The sequence below is a fragment of the Microbacterium sp. NRRL B-14842 genome (genome assembly GCF_050470785.1).
Genome location: NZ_JBFLUM010000001.1, coordinates 3,161,109 through 3,183,102, shown reverse-complemented (window position 1 = coordinate 3,183,102; position 21,994 = coordinate 3,161,109). Strand labels below are relative to the sequence as shown.

Annotated in this window: 15 protein-coding genes; 8 read left to right on the top strand and 7 right to left on the bottom strand. The window is 71.2% G+C overall.

The window, feature by feature from the left end; all coding sequences use genetic code 11:
- Positions 1-37: 37 nt before the first annotated feature.
- A complete protein-coding gene (locus AB1285_RS15480) occupies positions 38-1,360 on the bottom strand; it encodes a GAF domain-containing protein (RefSeq protein ID WP_370428221.1) in 1,323 nt (440 codons plus the stop codon).
- A 206-nt stretch (positions 1,361-1,566) separates the two neighbouring features.
- Between AB1285_RS15480 and AB1285_RS15475 the strand changes: the two genes are divergently transcribed.
- The 4 genes from AB1285_RS15475 to treZ are packed head-to-tail and all read left to right on the top strand — an operon-like array spanning position 1,567 to position 8,112.
- On the top strand, positions 1,567-1,851 hold the full coding sequence (locus AB1285_RS15475) for a hypothetical protein (protein WP_060922071.1): 285 nt from the start codon (positions 1,567-1,569) through the stop codon (positions 1,849-1,851).
- Entirely contained in the window at positions 1,848-4,028 is a 2,181-nt protein-coding gene (glgX, locus tag AB1285_RS15470) for a glycogen debranching protein GlgX (RefSeq protein WP_259953756.1), read from the top strand. The genes AB1285_RS15475 and glgX overlap by 4 nt, the downstream gene beginning before the upstream one ends.
- Positions 4,025-6,373, top strand: coding sequence for a malto-oligosyltrehalose synthase (gene treY / locus AB1285_RS15465; protein ID WP_370428220.1), 2,349 nt, complete (start codon positions 4,025-4,027; stop codon positions 6,371-6,373). Before glgX ends, treY begins: the two co-directional genes overlap by 4 nt.
- Complete coding sequence (gene treZ, locus AB1285_RS15460; RefSeq protein ID WP_370428219.1) at positions 6,370-8,112, top strand: malto-oligosyltrehalose trehalohydrolase; 1,743 nt, start codon at positions 6,370-6,372, stop codon at positions 8,110-8,112. Before treY ends, treZ begins: the two co-directional genes overlap by 4 nt.
- Before the next feature lie 88 nt (positions 8,113-8,200).
- Here the strand turns inward: treZ and AB1285_RS15455 are convergent, their stop codons facing one another.
- Complete coding sequence (locus AB1285_RS15455) at positions 8,201-9,628, bottom strand: CCA tRNA nucleotidyltransferase (RefSeq protein ID WP_370428218.1); 1,428 nt, start codon at positions 9,626-9,628, stop codon at positions 8,201-8,203.
- Between the two features lie 142 nt (positions 9,629-9,770).
- Here AB1285_RS15455 and AB1285_RS15450 point away from each other — a divergent pair, with 142 nt between their 5' ends.
- Both AB1285_RS15450 and AB1285_RS15445 read left to right on the top strand, forming a co-directional pair.
- Positions 9,771-12,332: a fibronectin type III domain-containing protein gene (locus AB1285_RS15450; protein ID WP_370428217.1), complete on the top strand. Its 2,562-nt coding sequence runs from the start codon at positions 9,771-9,773 to the stop codon at positions 12,330-12,332.
- 125 nt (positions 12,333-12,457) lie between these two features.
- Entirely contained in the window at positions 12,458-13,108 is a 651-nt protein-coding gene (locus AB1285_RS15445; protein ID WP_370428216.1) for a hypothetical protein, read from the top strand.
- A gap of 128 nt (positions 13,109-13,236) precedes the next feature.
- Here the strand turns inward: AB1285_RS15445 and AB1285_RS15440 are convergent, their stop codons facing one another.
- The 5 genes from AB1285_RS15440 to AB1285_RS15420 form a co-directional block, all read right to left on the bottom strand.
- Positions 13,237-14,085: a PrsW family glutamic-type intramembrane protease gene (locus tag AB1285_RS15440; protein ID WP_370428215.1), complete on the bottom strand. Its 849-nt coding sequence runs from the start codon at positions 14,083-14,085 to the stop codon at positions 13,237-13,239.
- 124 nt (positions 14,086-14,209) lie between these two features.
- The gene (locus AB1285_RS15435; protein WP_268777846.1) at positions 14,210-14,860 is read right to left on the bottom strand and encodes a dihydrofolate reductase family protein; all 651 of its coding nucleotides are present in this window, start codon (positions 14,858-14,860) and stop codon (positions 14,210-14,212) included.
- A gap of 73 nt (positions 14,861-14,933) precedes the next feature.
- Positions 14,934-15,431, bottom strand: a complete 498-nt coding sequence (locus AB1285_RS15430) for a GNAT family N-acetyltransferase (protein WP_370428214.1) — start codon at positions 15,429-15,431, stop codon at positions 14,934-14,936.
- 35 nt (positions 15,432-15,466) lie between these two features.
- The gene (locus AB1285_RS15425; RefSeq protein ID WP_187662773.1) at positions 15,467-16,525 is read right to left on the bottom strand and encodes an LLM class flavin-dependent oxidoreductase; all 1,059 of its coding nucleotides are present in this window, start codon (positions 16,523-16,525) and stop codon (positions 15,467-15,469) included.
- Positions 16,526-16,553: 28 nt separating this feature from the next.
- On the bottom strand, positions 16,554-18,062 hold the full coding sequence (locus AB1285_RS15420) for a class I SAM-dependent methyltransferase (RefSeq protein WP_370428213.1): 1,509 nt from the start codon (positions 18,060-18,062) through the stop codon (positions 16,554-16,556).
- 96 nt (positions 18,063-18,158) lie between these two features.
- Between AB1285_RS15420 and AB1285_RS15415 the strand changes: the two genes are divergently transcribed.
- Positions 18,159-20,354 carry a DUF6049 family protein gene (locus AB1285_RS15415; RefSeq protein WP_370428212.1) on the top strand — a complete coding sequence of 732 codons (2,196 nt, stop codon included), beginning with the start codon at positions 18,159-18,161 and terminating at the stop codon, positions 20,352-20,354.
- Entirely contained in the window at positions 20,347-21,963 is a 1,617-nt protein-coding gene (gene murJ / locus AB1285_RS15410; RefSeq protein WP_259953744.1) for a murein biosynthesis integral membrane protein MurJ, read from the top strand. The genes AB1285_RS15415 and murJ overlap by 8 nt, the downstream gene beginning before the upstream one ends.
- The last annotated feature ends 31 nt before the right edge of the window (positions 21,964-21,994 follow it).

Genomic DNA, 21,994 nt, shown 5'->3' with positions numbered 1-21,994 from the left:
ATCCGCGGCCGAAATGCGACCAATCGGGCGATTCGAATCAGCCGAGGCGCTCGATCCGCGTCACGAGACCGGTACGACGCGGCGAGCGCGCCGGCAGCATCTCCAGCGCGAGCCGGAGCACCTCCGCGTCCTCGCTCCCCTCGGGGGTGTCCGCATAGGCGAGCAGCACGTCCAGACTCGCCCCCGACAGCATCACCTCCCGCAGCGCCGCACGGACCGAATCGCGGAACTCCTCGACGCCGGGCGAAGTCGAATCCGGCAGCACCGGCCCCCGGTAGGCCGTCAGCGCGACCCGGTGCGCGCCGCGATCCAGGAGGGACAGCACGTCCTGAGCATCGGTCTCCAGCGGCACCGGAAGGCGATACGGGCGGGACTCCGGCACGAGATCCGGGGCCGCCCGCTCCAGGACCTTGCGCAGGCGCACCATCTCCGGCCGCAGGGTGTCCGGCGAGACCCCGGGACCGTAGACGAGCTCCGCGAGCCGGTCGGCGGAGAGGCCCTGGCGGTGCACGGCCAGCATCAGGAGGATGGCCGCGTGCCGGGCGCTGAGCTCGGTGACGGCCTCCTCGTGTGCCGACGCGGTCTCCAACCGGGCACGGTCGCGTCCGAGCACCTGCAGTCGCGCGCGAGCGAGGGGTTCCGGCGGGGTCCTGCCCGGCAGGCGTCGAGCCGGAGGCTCCGCTCGTCGCTGCAGCCGCGCCACGAGGAGCTCGGACTCGACCGCCCGCGCCGTCGCGTCGACGAGCAGTCGCGCCTGCGGGGTCACCACTTCGGGTCCGCCGGTGATGTCGATCACGCCGAGGACCCGCTGCGTCTCCGGGTCGCGCACGGGCGCCGCACTGCACGACCACGGGTGCACCAGGCGGTTGTAGTGCTCGGCCCCACGGATCTGCACCGACCGCTCCAGGGCGAGCGCCGTGCCCGGGGCGCTCGTGCCGACGGCGTCCTCCGCCCAGTTCGCGCCGGCCACGAACCCCATGCCCTCGGTGAGGGACCGGAGCTGCGCATCGCCCTCGATCCACAGCAGGCGCCCTGCCTGATCTCCGACGGCGATCACGACCCCCGAGTCCTCGGAGTCGCCGGGAAGCAGCAGCGCGCGGATCATCTCCATCGCGGAGGCGAGCGGGTGAGTCAGACGATAGGCGTCGAGCTCGTCCTCGAACAGGTCGAGCGGTGGCAGCGCCTCCGGACCGACACGGCGGCGCCAGGACCGCTCCCACGACTCCCGCACGAGTGGCCGCACCTCGCGGAGGCGGTGGTCGTCGAGATTGCCGGCGATGAGCTCCTCGTGCGCACGCTCGACGAGGAGGCGAGACGCCGTCGGCGACGCCTCCCGCGGATCGTGCCACGTCGCAGACACGCGTTCTCCGTTTCTGGAGTCGAGAGCGTGCCCTCAGTGTACGAGCAGGATCGACCGGGCGGAACAGCGGCCGCGGCAGTGGTCAGGGCAACAGGGAGTGATCCCGCCGTCATCGGGTGCGTAGCCGGTCGAGGCCCGGATGGCAATACCGTTCTCGAATCTGTTCCCGGTTCCTATCGTGGTCCCATCACGAGTCAGGAGGCGCCATGAACGTCCACACCCCCACCAGCACTGGCTCCTCGCAGCGCGCCGACGCGGCCCACCCCGCCGCGACCGAGCCGGCCTGCGAGCGGATCGACTTCGACCGGTACGTCGTCGCGCACGACGCTCCCGTCGGATACATCGAGGTCGTGCCGCCGCTCTACGTCTGCTACCTCGGACACCCGTATCCTCGGGCTGTGGAGATCGCTCAGGTGTACGACTACGACCATGCCGTCAGCATCGTCAGTGCCATGGCCGCGGGTTCGCGCGACCACGCCCTCGCCGGATGAGCGGCGAGGTCTGGCCCGGGTCCGCGTACCCGCTGGGGGCCACCTTCGACGGTCAGGGCACCAACTTCGCGCTCTTCAGCGAGGGCGCGGAGCGCGTGGAACTCTGCCTCTTCGACGCGGACGGCACGGAGACACGAGTGCCGCTCACCGAGGTCGACGCGTTCGTCTGGCACGGCTACCTGCCCACGGTGCAGCCGGGGCAACGCTATGGCTACCGTGTGCACGGTCCGTACGATCCCGCGCAGGGACAGCGCTTCAACCCGAACAAGCTGCTCCTCGACCCCTACGCGAAGGCCGTCGCCGGTGAGATCGACTGGGGCCAGTCCCTCTTCGGCTACGACTTCGGCGACCCCGACTCCCGCAACGACGACGACTCCGCGACCGCGATGGCGAAGGGCGTGGTCGTCAGCCCGTTCTTCGAGTGGGGCGGCGACCGTCCGCTGAAGACCCCGTACGCGGAGACGGTCATCTACGAGGCCCACGTCAAGGGGCTCACCCAGCGGCACCCCGAGGTCCCGGAGGAGCTGCGCGGCACCTACGCCGGCATCGCGCATCCGGCAGTCATCGAGCATCTCCAGCGCCTCGGCGTCACGGCCCTGGAGCTGATGCCGGTGCATCAATTCGTGAACGACTCGGTGCTGCAGGACAAGGGCCTGTCGAACTACTGGGGCTACAACACCCTCGGATTCTTCGCACCGCACAACGCCTATGCCGCCGGCGGCCAGGACGGCCAGCAGGTGCAGGAGTTCCGCGCCATGGTGCGCGCGCTCCACGAGGCCGGCATCGAAGTCATCCTCGACGTCGTCTACAACCACACCGCTGAGGGCAACCACCTCGGGCCGACGCTCTCCATGCGCGGGATCGACAACGAGGCGTACTACCGGCTCGAAGAGGACAAGCGGTACTACACGGACTACACCGGCACGGGCAACAGCCTGAACGCGGGCAACCCGCACGCGCTCCAGTTGCTCATGGACTCGCTGCGCTACTGGGTGACCGAGATGCACGTCGACGGTTTCCGATTCGACCTCGCGGCGACCCTCGCCCGCGAGTTCTACGACGTCGACCGCCTTGCAGCCTTCTTCGAGCTCGTGCAGCAGGATCCGATCGTCTCGCAGGTGAAGCTCATCGCCGAGCCGTGGGATATCGGCCCCGGCGGCTATCAGGTCGGGAACTTCCCGCCGCAGTGGACGGAGTGGAACGGCAAGTACCGCGACACCGTGCGCGACTTCTGGCGCGGTGAGCCGCAGGCGCTCGGCGAGTTCGCCTCCCGCCTCACCGGGTCCGCCGACCTGTACGAGCACTCCGGCCGGCGCCCGGTCGCCTCCATCAACTTCGTCACCGCCCACGACGGCTTCACGCTGCGGGACCTCGTGTCGTACAACGAGAAGCACAACGAGGACAACGGCGAGGACAACAACGACGGCGAATCCCACAACCGCTCCGACAACATGGGCGCCGAGGGGCCGACCGACGACATCGACATCAACCGGCGGCGCGCGCGTCAGCAGCGGAACTTCCTGGCGACGCTGCTGCTCTCGCAGGGCGTGCCGATGATCTCCCACGGCGACGAACTCGGTCGCACGCAGCACGGCAACAACAACGGCTACGCGCAGGACAACGAGCTCACGTGGATCGACTGGGAGGCGGCCGACCTGCCGCTCGTGGAGTTCACGGCGGCGGTCGCTCGGCTCCGGCACGAGCACCCGACCTTCCGCCGCAGCCGCTTCTTCGACGGACGCCCGGTCGCAGACGAGGACGAGGACGGCGAGCGCATCCCCGACGTCGTATGGCTGCGCCCGGACGGTGCCCGCATGACCCCGGAGGACTGGGACTCGGGCTTCGGACGCTCCGTGGGCATGTTCCTGAACGGCCGCGGCATCCGCGAGAACGACCGCCGCGGACGTCCCGTGGAGGACGTGAACTTCCTCGTCTACTTCAACAGCGGAGACGAGCCCGTCGACCTCGCCCTGCCGGACGACCGGCACGGCGCGGAATGGCTCGTCTCCGTGGACACCGCCGGCGAACTCGGTGACCGGAAGCTCCGGGCGCGGGACAGCGTGCCGCTCGAGGGCAAGGCCATGCTCGTGCTGCAGGAACTCGACGGCGAGCCCGTCGACACGGATGACTCCGTCGATGCCTCGCTCCGCGCGCAGAGCGAGCAGGCTGCGTCATGACCGACAGACCGGTCTCGACGTATCGCCTGCAGATCAGCGAGGACTTCCCCCTGGACGCGGCCGCGGAGGTGACCGGATACGTCGCCGAGCTCGGCGCCTCGTGGGCCTACCTGTCACCGTTGCTGGCGGCGACCCGCGGCTCGAACCACGGCTACGACGTCGTGGACCACGGCCGCATCGATCCCGACCGCGGCGGCGCGGAGGGGCTCGTCCGCTTCGCGGCGGCCGCACGGGCGGCAGGCCTTGGCATCCTCGTCGACATCGTGCCCAACCACGTGGGGGTGGCCGTGCCGCGGCAGAACCCGTGGTGGTGGGAGGTGCTGCGGCTGGGTCGGAAGACCCGTCATGCGGCGGCGTTCGACATCGACTGGGCAGCGGGCGGCGGGCGTCTCCTGCTGCCCCTGCTGGGCGCGAGCCCGGACGAGGTCGTCGCGAACGGCGAGCTCGTGGTCGACACCACACCGGCCGCCGACGCGCCGGACGGCGTTCTGCGCTACTTCGAGCATGAGCTGCCCCTCGCCCCCGGGACCGCGGCACTGGCGGACGATCTCCCGGCGCTCCTGGGCGCCCAGAACTACGAGCTGCGGTTCTGGCAGGACCAGAACACCGACCTCACCTACCGCCGGTTCTTCGCCGTCTCCGAACTCGCCGGCATCCGGGTCGAACGGCCCGAGGTGTTCGCCGAGTCGCACCGGGAGATCCTGCGCTGGATCCGGGAGGGCCTCGCGGACGGTCTGCGGGTGGATCACCCGGACGGCCTCGTCGACCCCGGCGCGTACCTGGAGCAGCTCGCCGACGCGACCGGACGCGCGTACACGCTCGTCGAGAAGATCCTGGAGCCGGGCGAGGCCCTGCCGGCCTGGTGGCGGACCGACGGCACCACCGGATACGACGCGCTGGCCGAGCTCGACCGCCTGTTCGTCGACGCGGAGGGCGTCGCGGCGCTGGACCGGCTGGATGCCAGGCTCCGCGCGGAGACCGGTCTCCCGGACGCGCTCCCCTGGCACGACCTCATCCACGACACGAAGCGGATGATCGCGGACACCCTCCTGGCCGCCGAGGTGCGCCGACTGGTGCGTACGCTCCCCCACGGGATCGTGCACGCCGACGACGCGCTGGCCGAGCTCCTCGCCTGCTTCCCCGTGTATCGCTCCTATCTCCCGGAGGGCCGCGAACACCTGCGCGCCGCCTTCGCGGAGGCCCGTCGCCGACGCCCCGACCTCGCGACCGCGTTCACAGCGCTGGAGCCGCTGCTGAACGATCCGCGCCTCGAGGTCGCGCAGCGATTCCCGCAGGTGAGCGGCGCCGTGATGGCGAAGGGTGTGGAGGACACAGCGTTCTACCGGTTCACCCGCCTCGGAACGCTGACCGAGGTCGGCGCCGACCCGTCCCTCCCCGCGCTGTCGGTCGAGGAGTTCCACGACGCGCAGCGGGCGCGGCTGGCGGCGTGGCCGCACTCGATGACGACGCTCTCCACGCACGACACGAAGCGCTCGGAGGACGTGCGCGCGCGCCTGTCGGTGCTCTCGGAGATCCCGGAGCGCTGGGCCGAGGTGCTGGCGGAGCTGCGCGCCGTCGCGACCACCGGACACGGTCCTCTCGACACGCTGATCTGGCAGGCCGCGGTCGGCGCCTGGCCGCTCCCCTCCGACCGGCTGCTCGCCTACGCCACCAAGGCCGCGCGTGAGGCCGCGGAGGGGACGACCTGGCAGCATCCGGATGCGGAGTTCGAAGAGGGCCTGGCCGCGATCGCCCGGTCCGTCGAGGGAGAGGCCGCGCCGATCCTCGACCGTTTCGTGGCCGAGATCGTCGATGCGGGGCGCTCCAACTCCCTCTCCGCCAAGCTGCTGCAGCTCACCGGCCCCGGCGTGCCTGACGTGTACCAGGGCACCGAGCTGTGGGACCTCTCGCTCGTCGACCCCGACAACCGTCGACCCGTCGACTTCGCTCTGCGCGCCCGGATGCTGCGGGAGCTCGACGCGGACCACGCCCGCGGTGTGGTCCCCCCGATCGACGACTCCGGCGCCGCGAAGCTGCTGGTGACCTCGCGGGCACTGCGACTGCGGCGGGACAATCCGGAGCTGTTCCGCTTCTACCGGCCGGCCGTCGTCGAAGGTGAGGCCGCAGACCACGCGATCGCCGTGCACCGCGGCGGCGCAACCGCCGTGGCCACACGGCTGCCGGTCGCGCTGGCGCGCCGCGGGGGCTGGGGCGACACGGTCATGATGCGCCCCGAGCTGCCGGGGACCGACCTCCTCACCGGCCGGCGGATCCCGCCCGGGCCCGTGCGACTGGCGGAACTCCTCGACACCTACCCCGTCGCGCTGATCGAGCTGGCCCGATGATCTCGGTGTGGGCGCCGCGGGCGACCCGTGTGCGGGTACGACGCCTCGACGACGCGGGCACCACCGTGGAGGAGCGCGCACTCACGGCGGGGGCAGAGGGGCGCTGGACCACCGACCTCGTCCTCGCGGACGGTGAGCGCTACGGCTTCGTCCTCGACGACGGCGACGACCTCCGCCCTGACCCTCGCTCGCGGCGGCAGCCGGACGGCGTGCACGGGGCCTCGGCGGCCTTCGACCCCGCCGCCTTCGCGTGGACCGACGCCTCCTGGACCGGACGGCAGCTCGCGGGCGGGCTGATCTACGAGCTGCACCTCGGCACCTTCACACCGGAGGGCACGCTCGACGCGGCGGTCGGCCGCCTGGCGCATCTCGTCGACCTCGGCGTCACCCATGTCGAGCTGCTGCCCGTCAACGCCTTCAACGGCGCCTGGAACTGGGGATACGACGGCGTGCTCTGGTACGCGGTGCAGGAGGAGTACGGCGGCCCCGCGGCCTATCAGCGCTTCGTCGACGCCGCCCACGCGCACGGGCTCGCCGTCGTGCAGGACGTCGTCTACAACCACCTCGGCCCGAGCGGCAACTACCTCCCCCTCTTCGGCCCGTACCTGCGCGAGGGCGAGAGCACCACGTGGGGCGACTCGGTGAACCTCGACGAGGACGCCGTGCGGGAGTACATCCTCGACAACGCCCTGATGTGGCTGCGCGACTTCCACGTCGACGGACTCCGGCTCGATGCCGTGCACGCCCTCCACGACCGGCGGCCGGTGCACCTGCTGCGGGAGCTCGCCGAACGCGTGGACGCCCTCTCCGCGCAGCAGAACCGGCCGCTGAGCCTCATCGCGGAGTCAGACCTCAACGATCCGACGCTCATCCTGCCGCGGGAAGCCGGGGGCTACGGGCTCACGGCGCAGTGGTCGGACGACTGGCACCACGCCGTGCACGTCGCGCTCACCGGAGAGACCGCCGGGTACTACGCCGACTTCGCCGCAGACGAGGCGGTGGCCAAGGTGACGGAGGGCGGCTTCTTCCACGACGGCTCCTTCTCGTCCTTCCGCGACCGTCCGCACGGCGCCTCGATCCCGGCCGAGGTGCCGAGCTGGCGGCTGGTCACCTTCGCGCAGGACCACGATCAGATCGGCAACCGCGCCGCCGGGGATCGGCTCTCTGCCACCCTGTCCCCCGATCGGCTCGCGGTGGCCGCCGTCCTCACGCTGACGGCCCCGGGCACCCCGATGCTGTTCATGGGTGAGGAGTGGGGGGCCACGACCCCCTGGCAGTTCTTCACGTCCCACCCCGAACCCGAGCTCGGGCGCGCCGTGGCCGAGGGCCGCACGGCGGAGTTCGCCCGCATGGGGTGGGATCCGGATGCGGTGCCCGACCCGCAGGACCCCGAGACCTTCCACCGCTCGCACCTCGACTGGGCCGAGGCCGAGGCCCCGGAGCACTCCCGGCTCCTGACGCTGTACCGCGACCTGGCACGACTGCGGCGAGCGCTACCGGAGCTCACCGACCCGGACTCAGCGCACACGACGGTCGAGGTCCGGGAGACGGACGGCCGCCCCGAGCACCGTGTCTACCGCATCGACCGAGGAGGAGTGTCGGTGCTCGTGAACCTCTCCCCCACCCCCGCGACGTTCAGTGTCCCCGCTACGGCCGACCTCCTCCTCGCCACCGCCGCCCTGACGCGCTCCTCCACGTCCCTGACACTCCCCCCGGACGCCGCCGCCATCGTCAACTGAGGTCGACCCACCCCTCTCCGGTCCTCCCGGCCCCCTGCGTGCGGCCGTAAGGGGCCGGGACGCACGGAAGGGGGTGGGCCGGCAGGAGTCAACCGCGCGACGCCCACCACTCCCGGAGACGCTGCTCCGCGACGGCCTCGCCCAGCACACCCTCGTCGAGGCGCAGATCGAGGAGGAACCGGTACGCCTCGCCGACCTCCCGGCCCGGCTTGATGCCGAGGACCTCCTGGATGCGGTTGCCGTCGAGTTCCGGACGGATCGCGTCGAGCTCCTCCTGCTCCCGGAGCGCCGCGATCCGTGACTCGATGTCGTCGTAGGCGGCGGCGAGCCGGGCGGCCTTGCGCTTGTTCCGCGTGGTGACGTCGGCGCGCGTGAGGATGTGCAGCCGCTCCAGCAGGTCCCCGGCATCGCGGACGTAGCGGCGCACGGCGGCATCCGTCCACGCCCCCTCCGCATAGCCGAAGAACCGAAGATGCAGCTCGATCAGGGTCGCGACGGCATCGGTGGTCGCGGTGTCGAAGCGCAGCGCCTGCAGCCGCTTGCGAGCCATGCGCGCGCCGACGACGTCGTGATGGTGGAAGGTCACCGCACCGCCCGGCTCGAGCTTGCGCGTGCGGGGTTTGCCGATGTCGTGGAGCAGAGCCGCGATCCGCAGCGGCACGTCCGGTGCCGCCCCGGGGTTCCGGGCATGCTCGAGCGCGATGGCCTGGCTGAGCACCGTGAGGGAGTGCTCGTAGACGTCCTTGTGGTGGTGGTGCTCGTCGACCTCGAGCTTGAGAGCGCTCACCTCGGGGAGGAACTCGTCGATGAGTCCGGTCTCCACCAGCACCCGGATGCCGCGGACGGGGTCGTCGGTCTGCATGAGGCGCACGAGCTCGGATTGCACGCGCTCGGGGCTCACGATCTTCAGCGTCTCGCGGAGCTCGGTGATCGCCCGCTCCGTGTCCTCCTCCACCGTGAAGCCGAGCTGCGCGCTGAACCGGGCGGCCCGCAGCATCCGGAGCGGGTCGTCGCCGAACGACACCCGAGGATCCGTCGGCGTCCGCAGTACCCCCGCCACGAGGTCCTCGACCCCGCCGGTCGGATCGACGAGCTTCACCGCGGGCACCTGGAGGGCCATCGCGTTGACCGTGAAGTCGCGGCGGACGAGGTCGCCATCGATCGAGTCGCCGAACTCCACCGTCGGCTTGCGCGTCACGCCGTCGTAGCTGTCCGCCCGATAGGTCGTGATCTCGACCTGCTCGCCGCGCAGCCGGGCGCCGATGGTCCCGAAGGCGCGACCGATGTCCCAGTGCGCGGAGGCCACCGGCTTCACGATCGCGAGGATCTCGTCCGGCGACGCACTCGTCGTGAAGTCGAGGTCGTGCGTCTCCCGGCCGAGCAGCGCATCGCGCACCGGACCGCCCACGACGGCGAGCTCGAAACCGGCGGCGTCGAAGGCCTCCGCGAGGGTACGGACGACGGGATTCTCGGCGAGCGCGCCGAGACGCGCGAGGCCGTCGGCCATGTTGAGCATGGGTTCCAGCGTACCGGCCGCCCCCTGACGCGCCCGCGTTCACCTCCCCGTCGTCTTGATGTCAGACCCCGGTCATCCGGCTCCGCTGGGCTGGGGGCGCCCCGTGCGGCTGAGCACGGACACCCACCCACGAAGGACAGACATGACCTCCCCCACCCCTGCGGTGCGGTGGCGGCGTCGCGGACTGACGTCCGTCGCGCTGCTCGCCGTGCTCGGCGGCGCCGTCGTCGCCCCCGCGGCCCTCGCCGCACCTGATCCCGAGGTGCCGACCGGATCGCTCCTCACCGGCGACACTCCCTGGCGCTACCTCGACGACGGCTCGGACCCGTCGCCCGCCCCGGCCGCGCTGCGCGACTGGACCCTGCCCGCGTACGACGACAGCGCCTGGAAGACCGCACCGGGCAGCTTCGGTGCCAAGAACGGCGCCCTCGCGCCGGTGGGACCGCAGACCCCGAAGACACTCCTCAACCACTACCTCGACGGGGTGAAGGCACCGACGGTGCCGACGTACTTCTTCCGCACGACCTTCGAGCTGGAGGCCGGCGTCGCCGAGCAGGTCGCCGCTCTGCAGAGCACCGTCACCTTCGACGACGCGATCATCGTGTGGATCAACGGCGAGGAGGTCGCCCGCTACGTCGACGGCCGCATCACCGACACCACCAACGTCGAGTACGCCGGAGACTCCAACGGCGACCCCCTGACCAGCACGTTCAGCGCCGAGGGCGACCTGCTCCGCGACGGCACGAACACCATCGCCGTGTCGCTGTTCCAGGACCGCGCGTCGAGCTCCGACATCTACTTCGACATGTCGTCGCTGACCCTCGTGAAGGCCTCCGACCCCGGCACTCCCGTCGTCGCCCCGCCGACCCGCGTCATCCTCACCCCGACCGAGAAGCCGGAGGTGTCGCAGTCGTTCTCCTGGCTCGCGGGCGACGCGTCGCACACGGCAGGTCAGGTCGAGATCGGCCCCGCAGCAGGTGGGGCCACCCGGACGGTCGACGCCTATGGCGCCGGAGTGGTGAACGGCAACCCGAACAAGCACTTCTCGGCCACGGTCACCGACCTCACCCCGGCCACCGCGTACCGTTACCGTGTCGGCCTCCCCGGCAGCTGGAGCGACTGGCACGAGTTCCGCACCGCGGACCCGAAGGCGAGCGACTTCCAGTTCATCTACTACGGCGACGCCCAGATCGGTCTCGACACCACCTGGCCGAGCGTCGTGAAGCAGGCAGAGGCCCACGCCCCGCGATCGATCGGCTCCGTGCACGCCGGAGACCTCATCAACACGTCCAGCAACGAGAACGAGTGGCTGAACTGGTTCAAGGGCATGGAGGATTCCGCCGTGCGCACCAACGTGATGGCCGCCCCCGGCAACCACGAGTACTCGGGGGACAAACTCCTCACCGCCTGGAAGGCCGCGTTCGAGTACCCGCACAACAACCCGTCCACGAGCTCGATCGGGGAACTCGCGAACCTGGCGAAGGGCGACTCAGAGGTGGCGCAGCAGTACCGCGCGTTCTTCGACCACTGGAGCTCGTTCGCCGCAGAGACCGCGTACTACACCGACTACCAGGGCGTCCGTTTCATCACCTTGAACGCGACGCGCGACACGACCTTCCTCACGCCGGCCGGGCTCCCGTCCTGCACGGGCGCGGAATGCCCGTCGTCGCAGATCGGCACGCTGTGGACGCGCTTCCAGGCGGCGTGGCTCGACCTGCTGCTGCAGAACAGCCCGTCGAAGTGGAACGTCGTCACGTTCCACCAGCCGGTGTTCTCGGCGTCGGCCGGTCGTGACGAGCCGGTGCTCCGTGCCGAGTGGCTGCCCGTCTTCCAGCGCAACGACATCGACCTCGTGCTCATGGGCCACGACCACACGTATGCCCGCGGTTTCGTGAACACGGACGCCACGGACACTCCCGGTCTGACCACGGGTCCTGTGTACGTCGTGTCGAACTCCGGCGCCAAGCACTACGACCTGGAGACGCCCGAGAAGAACGTCTGGACCAACAACGGCGCGACCCAGGTGCTGCGCGGTCAGGGCGTGACGACCTACCAGGTGATCGATGTCTCGAAGAACCAGCTCGTCTACCGGTCGTACCTCGCCGAGAAGCAGCCGGACGCCACGACCGACCTCCCCGTCGGCGCGGTCTACGACACGTTCACCGTGACCAAGTCCGACGCGGGCGAGAAGTGGGTGACCGAGGCCGGCGTCACCCCACCGGTCACGGAGGAGCCGGAGCCCGAGAAGCCCGCGACCGTCGAGCTGGGCGCGTCCTCGGTCACCGCCGGCGGCACGCTCGCCGTGTCGGGCAGCGGCTTCGCGGAGGGCGCCGAGCTCGCGCTCGAGCTGCGGTCCGACCCGGTCTCGCTCGGTACGGTCACGGTCGCGGCGGACGGCACGTTCGCGCGCACCGTCACCATCCCGGCGGGCACCCCGGCGGGTGCGCACACGCTCGCCGTGATCCTCCCCGACGGCTCGGAGGTGACGGCCTCCCTGACCGTGACCGCGGCGGCCGGTGGCGGAGCGATCGTCCCCGGTGAGAGCGACTCGGGTGGCGCGACCAACGGCGACCTCGCGACGACCGGTGCCGACAGCACGCCGTTCGTCATCGGCGCGGTCGTGCTGCTCGCCGCCGGCCTCGGCCTGTTCGCCCTGCGTCGCCGCCGCCGGGATGCCACGGTGGAGACGATCGAAACGGCGTAGCCCGTCAGCGGGCGTCGCCCGGGGTGCTCCCCGGGCGGCGCCCGCTCTTCGCGCACGGATCCCCCACCGATAACGGTTCAGCCTCCGTCCGCTGGCCGATCCCGCGTTCACTCTAGGCTCAAGCCATGCCCCACCCCTCTCGGCTCGTGATCGCTTCCACCGCAGCTGCACTCCTGGGCTTCGCCCTCACCGCCTGCGCGCCCGAGAGCACGGAGGGCGGTGGACCAGTGCCGTCGCCGTCGCCGTCGCCGTCGATTATCGCCTCTCCCCCCGCGACGCCCGCGGACCGTGTCGTCGAGATCTCGGTTGATGGCCTTTCAATCGATGACGGCCCGGTCCTCGCGTACGACGACGCCGACGGCGCCCTCGCCGCCCTCACCGATGCGTTCGGAGCGGCGCCGACGGAGGCACCCGTGGAGGGTCCGTACGGCGCCGTGTACGCCGGCTACGACTGGCCGGGAACGAAGGCCACGGTCCGCGACACCCGCATCGACCTCGTCGTGTCGGCAGACGCGCCGGGAGTGATCGTCCGGACTCCGGAGGGTATCGGCATCGGCTCGACGCGCGCTGAGGCGATGGCCGCAGGGGCCGTGGACGGGTGGGATGAGGACGGCGATGGCGTCGCCGACTACCTGAGCATCGGCGTGCGGGAAGTCCCCGGCACCTCCTCGCTCGTGAACCCCGGCGAGATCGGTGTGGAGTACGTCGACCTCACGATGACCGGCGACATCGTGAGCCGCCTCAGCACCGGTGGCAACGACTTCAGCGACATCTGAAGCACCCCACGACGCCGCCGCCCGTCCGGGCACAGCTTCGGAGCCGGGGCTCGACTCGCCGTCGTTCAGCCCCCCACGTCGGCGTGTCGGTCGAGATCTCCGAACCTGTGCACGCGATCCACGAGGGCTCAGGCTCCGCGGCGGGTCAGCACGAGGCGGAGGGTCACGGCGAGGACCGTCGACACCGCGATCCAACCAAGTGCCGTGCCCAAGGCTGTGAAGAACGAGGCCTGATCGGTGGCGCCGGCGAGGTTCCCGTAGTTGATCGCGGCGTGGGCTCCGATGGCCACCGTGAGTCCGGCGAGAGCGACGAGCGGGTGGGACCAGGCGCGACGGGCATCCAACGCGAGGCCGAGCGCCGCCCCGGTCCAGACGGTGAGAGCGGCATGCGTGGGGAAGGTGAGCGTGCGGACGATCCACGTCACCACGCCGTAGCCGACATCGTTCGCCGCGATGTCAGCCGCGATGGCGGAGGCGTCCTCCACCGCCGCGAAGCCCACGCCGACCAGCGCCCCGGCCATCGCGCCGAAGAGTACGCCGCGGCGCCCGACGCGCCGGGCGAGCACGAGGATGAGCAGCACCCCGAGACCCTTCCCGAGCTCCTCCACGATGGGCGTCAGCACCCACGTCGAGGGGATCGCCTCGCGCAGGATGCCCTGATCGTCGACGTACAGCGCCTGCTCGGAAGACCACGCGCCGAGCCCGGTGGCGATGAGCACCGCGGCACCGGCGCCCCAGGCCGGCGCCAGCAGGGAGGACGTCCAGGAGCGCGAGACCCGCGGAGCGACCCAGCGCGCGGCGAACATCGTCACCGCCGCCGCGGGGAGGACGGCCACGAGGCACAGGAGGAAGACGGGGCCGGATTCGACGGTGAACAGCAGGAGCGCCAGAGCCAGCGGGATGAGGAACACCGAGAGCACCACGGAGCGGCGCCCCCAGAACGGGACGGTTTCGGAGGGAGCGAGCGCGGAATGCACGCCCCGATCCTTCCAGACCGATGCCGCGACTCTCCTGGGCGCAGCCGCACTTCCGCACGAGGTCGCAGGTTCTCCCGGCAATCCGTGCGACCTCGGTGCGAATCTGCGACCGCGCGCCGGGGCCTCAGGCCCCGCGGGAGAACGTGATGTGGGTCACGCCGGACTCCGCGACCTCGGAGGTCACGCGATAGCCGGCCTCGAGGCCGCGCAGGTCGTCCCACAGTCGGATCCCGCTGCCGGTGAGGATCGGGGTGATGCCCACGTGCAGGTCGTCGACGAGCCCCGCGCGCAGGAACTCCCGGACCGTGGTCGCCCCGCCGCCGACACGGACGTCACGCCCTCCGGCCACCGCCACGGCCTCCCGCAGCGCCTCCTCGGGGGTCGCGGTCAGGAAGCGGAAGCTCGTGCCGTTCGCGAACTCGATCGGCGGGCGCGGGGTGTGGGTGAGGACGAACACCGGAACCTCGAACGGCGGCTCCTCACCCCACCAGCCGCGCCAGTCCGGGTCGTCCGGGTTCGCGTGGAGGCCGAACATCCCGGCGCCCATGATCTCGGCACCGATGCCCTGGAAGTACTGTGCCGCGTACTTCTCGTCCACCCCGGTCGTGCCGGCGCCGCTGGTGTCGTGGAAGACGCGCTCCTGGAAGGTGCGGGTCGCGGTGTAGGCGGCGGTAAGTCGTCCCCAGTCCTCACCGAACGGGTTCTCCGGGGTCTGATCGGTCGTCGTGGCGAAGCCGTCAAGAGTGATGTTGAGGTCGACGCGCACGCGGGTCATGGTGCCTCCGAAGCGGTGGGGACGGGCACCGGTCGGCGCGCCGTCCCCAGCGTCGGGCGTTCCGCGGCCGCTGTCAAGAGCGGACCGCCGTACCGGACTCCCGCGGATCAGGCCCGTCCGAAAGCGCCATGTGGATGATCGGATAGGGACGACCGTCACCGTCGAGCGCGCTCCGGCCCACCTCCACGAAGCCTCGGCTGCGGTAGAACCCGCGCGCGCCCGGGTTGTCCTCGTTCACATCGACCCTGGCCACGCCCTGGTGGACGACGACCTCGGCGAGCAGGGCAGAGCCCACACCGCGTCCGCGAACGGCATCGGAGACGAACAGCATCTCCAGCCCGTCGTCGTGGACGCCGGCGAACCCGACCGGAACCCCGTCCTGCTCGGCGACGGTGAGGGTCACCGCGGGGAAGTAATCGGACGCGAGGTGCGATTCGATCCGGGCGAAGTCGGTCTCCTCCAGGAAGTCATGGGTGGCGCGAACGGCGCTGCGCCAGATCTCGACGAGTTCCGCGTACTCCTCTTCCCCCCGGCACGGCCGGATGGTGAGGGGGGAACTGCCTGCGGACATGCCTCCGACACTATCGGTCGGACCGCCATGCCGGATCAGACCACGGGGTCGCCCTGGACCGGACCCTCCGTGTTGGGCTTCCACCCGAGGGCCGGCGCCACGTGCTCCGCGAACGCCTCGAGCACGTGGAGGTTGTACTCCGGCCCGAGCTGGTTCGGGATCGTCAGCATGAGGGTGTCCGCGGCCATGACGGCCTCGTCCTGCCGGAGCTGCTCGATGAGCACATCGGGCTCCGCGGCGTAGGTCTTGCCGAACGTGGAGCGGAACCCGTCGATGATGCCGATCTGGTCGCCGTTCTCCTCGCTGCGCAGCCCGAAGTAGGCGCGGTCCATGTCCGACACGAGCGGGAACACGCTGCGGCTGACCGACACGCGAGGCGTCCCGGTGTGGCCGGCCTCACGGTAGGCGGAGCGGAAGAGCTCGATCTGCTCGCGCTGCAGCTCGTGGAAGGGCTGACCGGTGGCCTCCGTCACGAGCGTCGAGCTCATCATGTTGAGTCCCTTGCGGCCGGTCTCCTCGGCCGTCGCGCGCGAACCCGAGCCCCACCAGATGTGGTCGCGCAGCGTGGAGGACTGCGGCTCGATCGCGAGGTACTGTCCCGCACCCACCATCCGGGGGTCGCCGGGAGCGAGTCGCTCGCCGTCGATGGCGCGGAGGAAGATCTCGAACTTCTCCCGTGCGAGCACGCTGCCGCGCTCCGGGTCCTCCTCGTCGCGGAAGCCGAAGGTCTCGTAGCCGCGCAGCGCCGTCTCGGGAGACCCGCGGCTCACGCCGAGCGCGATACGGCCGTCGGCGATGAGGTCGAGTGCGGCCGCCTCCTCGGCGAACTGGAACGGGTTCTCGTACCGCATGTCGATCACGCCGGTGCCGACCTCGATGCGCTCGGTGCGCGCGGCCATGGCCGTCAGCAGCGGCATCGGGGACGCCGCCTGGCGTGCCCAGTGGTGCACGCGGACGTAGGCGCCGTTGACGCCGAGCTCGTCGGCGCCCTCCGCGATCTCGATGGTCTGCTTCAGCATGTCGCCCGCCGTGCGGGTGGCCGAGCCGGGCACGTCGGCGTAGTGACCGAACGAGAGGAATCCGAAAGCCTTCATGGTGTATTCGAACGCATGGAAGCCGGGACTATTCCCCCGGGAGCAGGAAGCCGTCGAGGACGAGCCCGCGGATGCGCGGCTCGAGCTCCGCCCACAGCTGCGCGAACGGCACCTCGAAGAGGTCCGCGAGGGCGGGGGCGATCTGCAGCACCTGGAGCTCGCCGTCGCACGCGCCGACGAAGCCGGCAAGCGCGGGGTCCACCGCGACGGTGCGCGCGAACCCGCCGCCCTGACGCAGCTCGATCACGCTCGGGTCGTCGTTACCGGGGAGAAGGTGGCGCGCCTCGGTGACGTCCGGAGCCACGACGAGGGTGTCGGGCAGCCCTGCGGCGAGCGCATCGTGGGCCGCGAGCCCGAGGCCGAGCGCCGCGCCCACGTTCGCCACGGGCTGCGTCACCCGCTCCGATCGCCGCAGCGGCTCCCCCTGCCCCCGGCGGAGCAGCACATAGCCGAAGCCGATCGCGGTCACGCCGCGCGCCGCGAAGTCGTCGAGCCACGCGGTCAGCAGCGGAGTGAAGGCGGCATCGCGCGGCGTGATGCCGCCGTCCCTGATCCACAGCTCGGCATAGGCGAGAGGGGACAGCTCCTCCCGCTCCACGACCCACAGGTCGAGGTCAGCGGGCACCCACGCGTCCAGCCGCGCGAGGCCGGTGATGCCCGTCCGCGACTCCCAGTTGCCCAGCAGCTGCGCGATGCCGTCCGGGGTGAGGTGCGCCGGTGCCGTGCGGACGAACTGCTCGACCAGTGCGTCGCCGACCAGACCGCCGTCGCGATACTCGTAGGCGGGCACCCCCGCCGTGCGCGGGGTGATCACGAACGGCGGGTTCGAGACGATGAGGTCGAACGCCTCCCCGGCGACCGGCTCGAACATGCTCCCGTGACGGAACTCGATGTTCGTGACCCCGTTCAGTTGTGCGTTCAGCGCGGCGTAGGCGAGGGCGCGGCGGGAGACGTCGGTGGCCACGACCCGGCCGGCGCGTCGTGCCACGAGGAGCGCCTGGATGCCGCAGCCCGTGCCGAGGTCGAGGGCACGATCCACCGCGAGCGGGACGACCGTCTCAGCGAGCGTGCGGGAGGCTCCGCCCACACCGAGGACGTGGTCGGCGGGCAGCGGGCCGTCGAGGGCGACCTCGTCCAGGTCGCTGGCGATCCACCATTCCCCGACTCCGTCCTCGTCGACGAACGACTGCGGGCGCAGCAGCGCGCTCGGCGTCACGGTGTCGGCGTCGGTCGTCGCCAGCCCCAGAGCCTCCAGCCCGTCCACGCCGAGCGTCGGCAGTGCGCGCTCCACGGCCGCGCGCGGCTGGGGAAGACCGAGCACCAGGAGGCGTCCGAGGGTCGCGAGGACCCCCTCATCCTCGGCGATCGCCCGAAGGATGGGCTCGCGCAGACCACGGGCGAGTGCATCATCCGCCTCCTCGCCCCAGAGACGTCGCAGCGGCTCGGATCGGAGATCGGCGGCATCGAGATCCGCGGCGAACGCAGCGCTGCGGAGCGGGTCGGGGCGGGGGGCGGGGGTGTCGGACACGGCCGTCACTCTACGCGTCTTCAGGGTTCTCCTCCGTCCGGCCTCCTAGAATCGCAGGGTCAGTACTCACGATCCGCCTCTCCCCGGCGTTCGAGGAAGACCTTCATGACCGCGATCACTCCCCCGACGGGCCTCCGCGCGCGTGCGCGCCGGCTCGCGGCGTTCGTGGTCGCCGCCGGCGTCTGTGCGGTGGGTGTCGCCGGTCCCGCGATGGCGGCCGACCAGCCCGCCGCGGACGACGACCACCGTGTCGAACTGCACGTCACGGCGGGTCTGCGCGGCACCGTCGCGCCGGGCACGTCGACGTCGGCCGTGGTCACGATCGAGAACGAGACCGAGGCGGAGCTCTCCGCGGGTCGCGTCGAGATCGAGCTCGGGAGCACCCCACTGACCGACGACGATGCCGTGACCGAATGGCTGGACGAGGGACAGGCCACCGGTTCCTTCCTCTCCCTCGGCGAAGAGGCCACCAAGCCGGCGGAGGCGGGCGGATCCGCCACCACCACCGTGTTCGTGCCGCAGGAGACGCTGAAGCCGTTGAAACCGGGGGTGTACCCGCTGCGGGCCGCCCTGAGCGATGCCGGTACGGAGGACGCCGAGGGGGAGCGCACCACCACCTGGGACACCAGCGCGACGAGCGTCCTCGTGGTCAGCTCCAGCCCGACCAGTCCGGTCGGCGTCCTCGTGCCCATCACCGCCACCCCGGCCGGCGGTGCCCTCCTGAGCGCTGACGAGCTCACGGAGCTGACCGCCCCGGACGGCGACCTCACCGCGCAGCTCGACGGCGTCGCCGGGACGACGGCTGTGCTCGCGGTCGATCCCGCCATCCTCACCTCGATCCGCGCATTGGGCACCGCGGCTCCCTCCACGGCGAGCGACTGGCTGCAGAGGCTCGACGAACTCCCCAACGCCCGCTTCGCCCTGCAGTTCGGCGATGCCGACCTCACGGTGCAGGCGCAGGCCGGTCTGCCCGAGGCGCTGGCGCCGCTGCCGCTGACCTCGCTGCTCGATCCCGCGGCCTTCCCGCAGCAGCGCGCCGTGACACCGACGAACACCCCCGCCGCCACCGCCGTCCCCTCGGCGACGCCGACCGACGGGCCCGCGCTTCCCACCGACGACGAGCTCGCGGAGATCGACGGCGCGGTCCCGGGAATCGTCTGGCCGGAGAGCGACCTCACGCAGGCTGACCTCGCGTCGTTCACCGGCTACCTGGGGGGCACCGCCACGACGGTCGTGTCGTCCGAGACGGTCGGCGGTCAGAGTGCGGCTCATGCGACGGCGGGCGGACAGGACCTGCTCGTCACCGACGCGGCCACGTCGGCGGCCCTCTCCGCAGCGGCGACCGAATCCGCCTCGGCTCCCCGCCAGGGGTTGCTGGCAGAGGCGGCAGCGCGGCTCTTCCTCGCCGGTGCCCGGGCGCCTGGCGCTCCGCTCCTCATCGGCCTGGAGCGCGACGAGAGTCGTCCCGCAGAGGCCCTTCGTGACGCGATCTCCACCGCGGACTCCATCGGCTTCGAGCTCTCGGCGGTGCGGGCGGCCCCTGCCGTCGCGGTGACACTGCCGGAGACGGCCGCGGCGACCCGGGCGTCCGACCTCACGAACCTCCTCGCCGATGAGCGCTCCCTCACCGCTTTCGCGACCGTCCTCAGTGACCCGCTCGTGCTGCTGAGCCCGGAGCGGATCCGGATCCTGCGCACCATCGCGGTCGGTTCCTCCGCGGAAGCCTTCACCGAGAAGGTCGCGGCCCATCGCGCGCGCACCACCGAGACGCTCGGCGCCGTCAGCATCCCCGACTCCAGCACCATCCAGCTCCTCACGGCCAATGCCGATCTCCCCATCGCCGTGCGCAACGACCTCCCGTGGCCGGTGACGGTGCGGTTGTACGCGTCCCCCACCGATCCGCGCCTCGAAGTGACACCCGTGATCGACGTCGCCGTACAGGCGAGCTCGACCACGAGGGCGAAGGTGCCGGTGTCGGCCCGGGTCGGCAGCGGCGAGCTCGACCTGCGCCTCAGCCTCACCAGCCCGACCGGAGTGCCGATCCAGTCGGAGCAGACCATCCGGGTCGCGGTGCGCGCGGAATGGGAGACCATCGGTCTCATCGTCTTCGGCGGCCTCGCCGTGCTCCTCATCGCCCTCGGGGTGGTGCGCACGGTGCGCCGGAAGCGTCGGGAGGCCATCGAGGAGCAGGCCGTGGAGGCCGCCGTCGAGGAACTGATCGAGGAGAAGGAAGCGGAAGCCGCGGTGCAGGAGCGCCCCGACGGCCCGGATGCCCCTCCCACGAAGGAGTCGCGTGACTAGTCTCGGGCGCGCCAGCGCCATCATCGGCGCGGGCACCCTGGTCTCCCGCGTGACCGGGCTGCTGCGCAGTATCGTCCTCGTGGCGGTGATCGGCTCGTTCAAGTCGGGCCCGGCCGACGCCTTCGCCGCGGCGAACACGCTCCCGAACAGCGTCTTCTCCCTCATCTCCGTCGGCATCCTCACCGCGGTGATCGTGCCGCAGATCGTCAAGGCCACCGCCGACGCCGACGGGGGCAACGCGTTCATCTCGAAGCTCTTCACCCTCGGGACGGTCGTGCTCGTCGCCGTCACGGCTCTCGCCACGATCGCAGCGCCCTGGCTCGTGCAGATCGTGGCAGGCGGGCTCTCCTCGACGACCCAGGCGCTCGCCACCGCACTCGCCTACTGGTGTCTCCCGCAGATCCTCTTCTACGGTCTGTACGCCCTGTTGGGCGAAGCCCTGAACGCGCGGCGCATCTTCGGGCCGTTCACCTGGGCACCGGTCGTCAACAACATCGTCTCGATCATCGGATTCCTGATCCTGGGATGGGCGTTCTCGCCGGTGTCCCGCGACTCCGCCGACTGGACGCCGGAGATGATCGCCCTGCTCGGCGGCACGGCGACCCTCGGCATCGCCGTGCAGGCGCTCGTCCTGCTGCTTTTCTGGCGTCGGACGGGACTCTCGCTCCGCCCCGATTTCCAGTGGCGGGGCGTCGGCCTCGGCAACGTGGGAAAGCTCGCGGGATGGACCTTCCTGATGGCGTTCGCCTCACTGTCCGCCGGGGTGCTGCAGGGCAACATCGTCAGCAACGCCTCGGAGTCGGGCGCCTCGCTCGCCGTGACCACGAACGCCTGGCTCATCTTCATGCTCCCCTACTCGGTCATCGTGCTGTCGATCGGGACCCCGTACTTCACGCAGATCAGCGAGCACGCCGCCGCCGGGCGGCACGACGAGGTTCGCGGAGACATCTCGCGCAGCATCCGCACGCTGCTGTTCTTCATCGTCGCCGCCGTCGCCGCGGTGGCCGCCGCGGCGATCCCCGCCTCCCGTGTCTTCACCGAGAGTGCTTCCGACGCCGAGGGGGCGGCCGTCGTCCTCCTCTGCTACCTGGTCAGCCTGATCCCCCTCACGATCCTGTTCATCGTGCAGCGCACTTTCTACGCGTACGACGACACGCGCACGCCCTTCTGGTTCACGATCTTCCAGTGCGCGCTGATCGTCGTGACCGCGCTGGGAGCCGTCGCCCTGCTGTCGGCGGAGGTCATCGACCTCACGCAGCTGGCCGCCGCCGTGGCTCTGGGGCAGTCCATCGCCAGCACGCTGCAGACGATCGTCGCCACCTGGCTGCTGCATCGCAAGATCGGCGGCATCGGAATCCTGTCCTGGCTGCGTGCCCTCGCGCTGTTCGCGGTCGCCGCGATCCCGGCGGGGCTCGCCGGATGGGGAACGTTCCTCCTGATCGGGGGGACGACCGGATGGGCCACGTCCGGAGTCATCCCCGGCGCCCTGGCGACCGCCGTCGTCGGCCTCGTCGTCGTGATCGTCTACGTCGCGATCCTCGCGGTCTTCCGCGCCCCGGAGCTGAAGGCCGCCGGCGGGCTCGTCCGCCGCTTCCTGCCCGGCCGCTGACGCGGGAATGCCCCGCGGTTACCATGGGTTG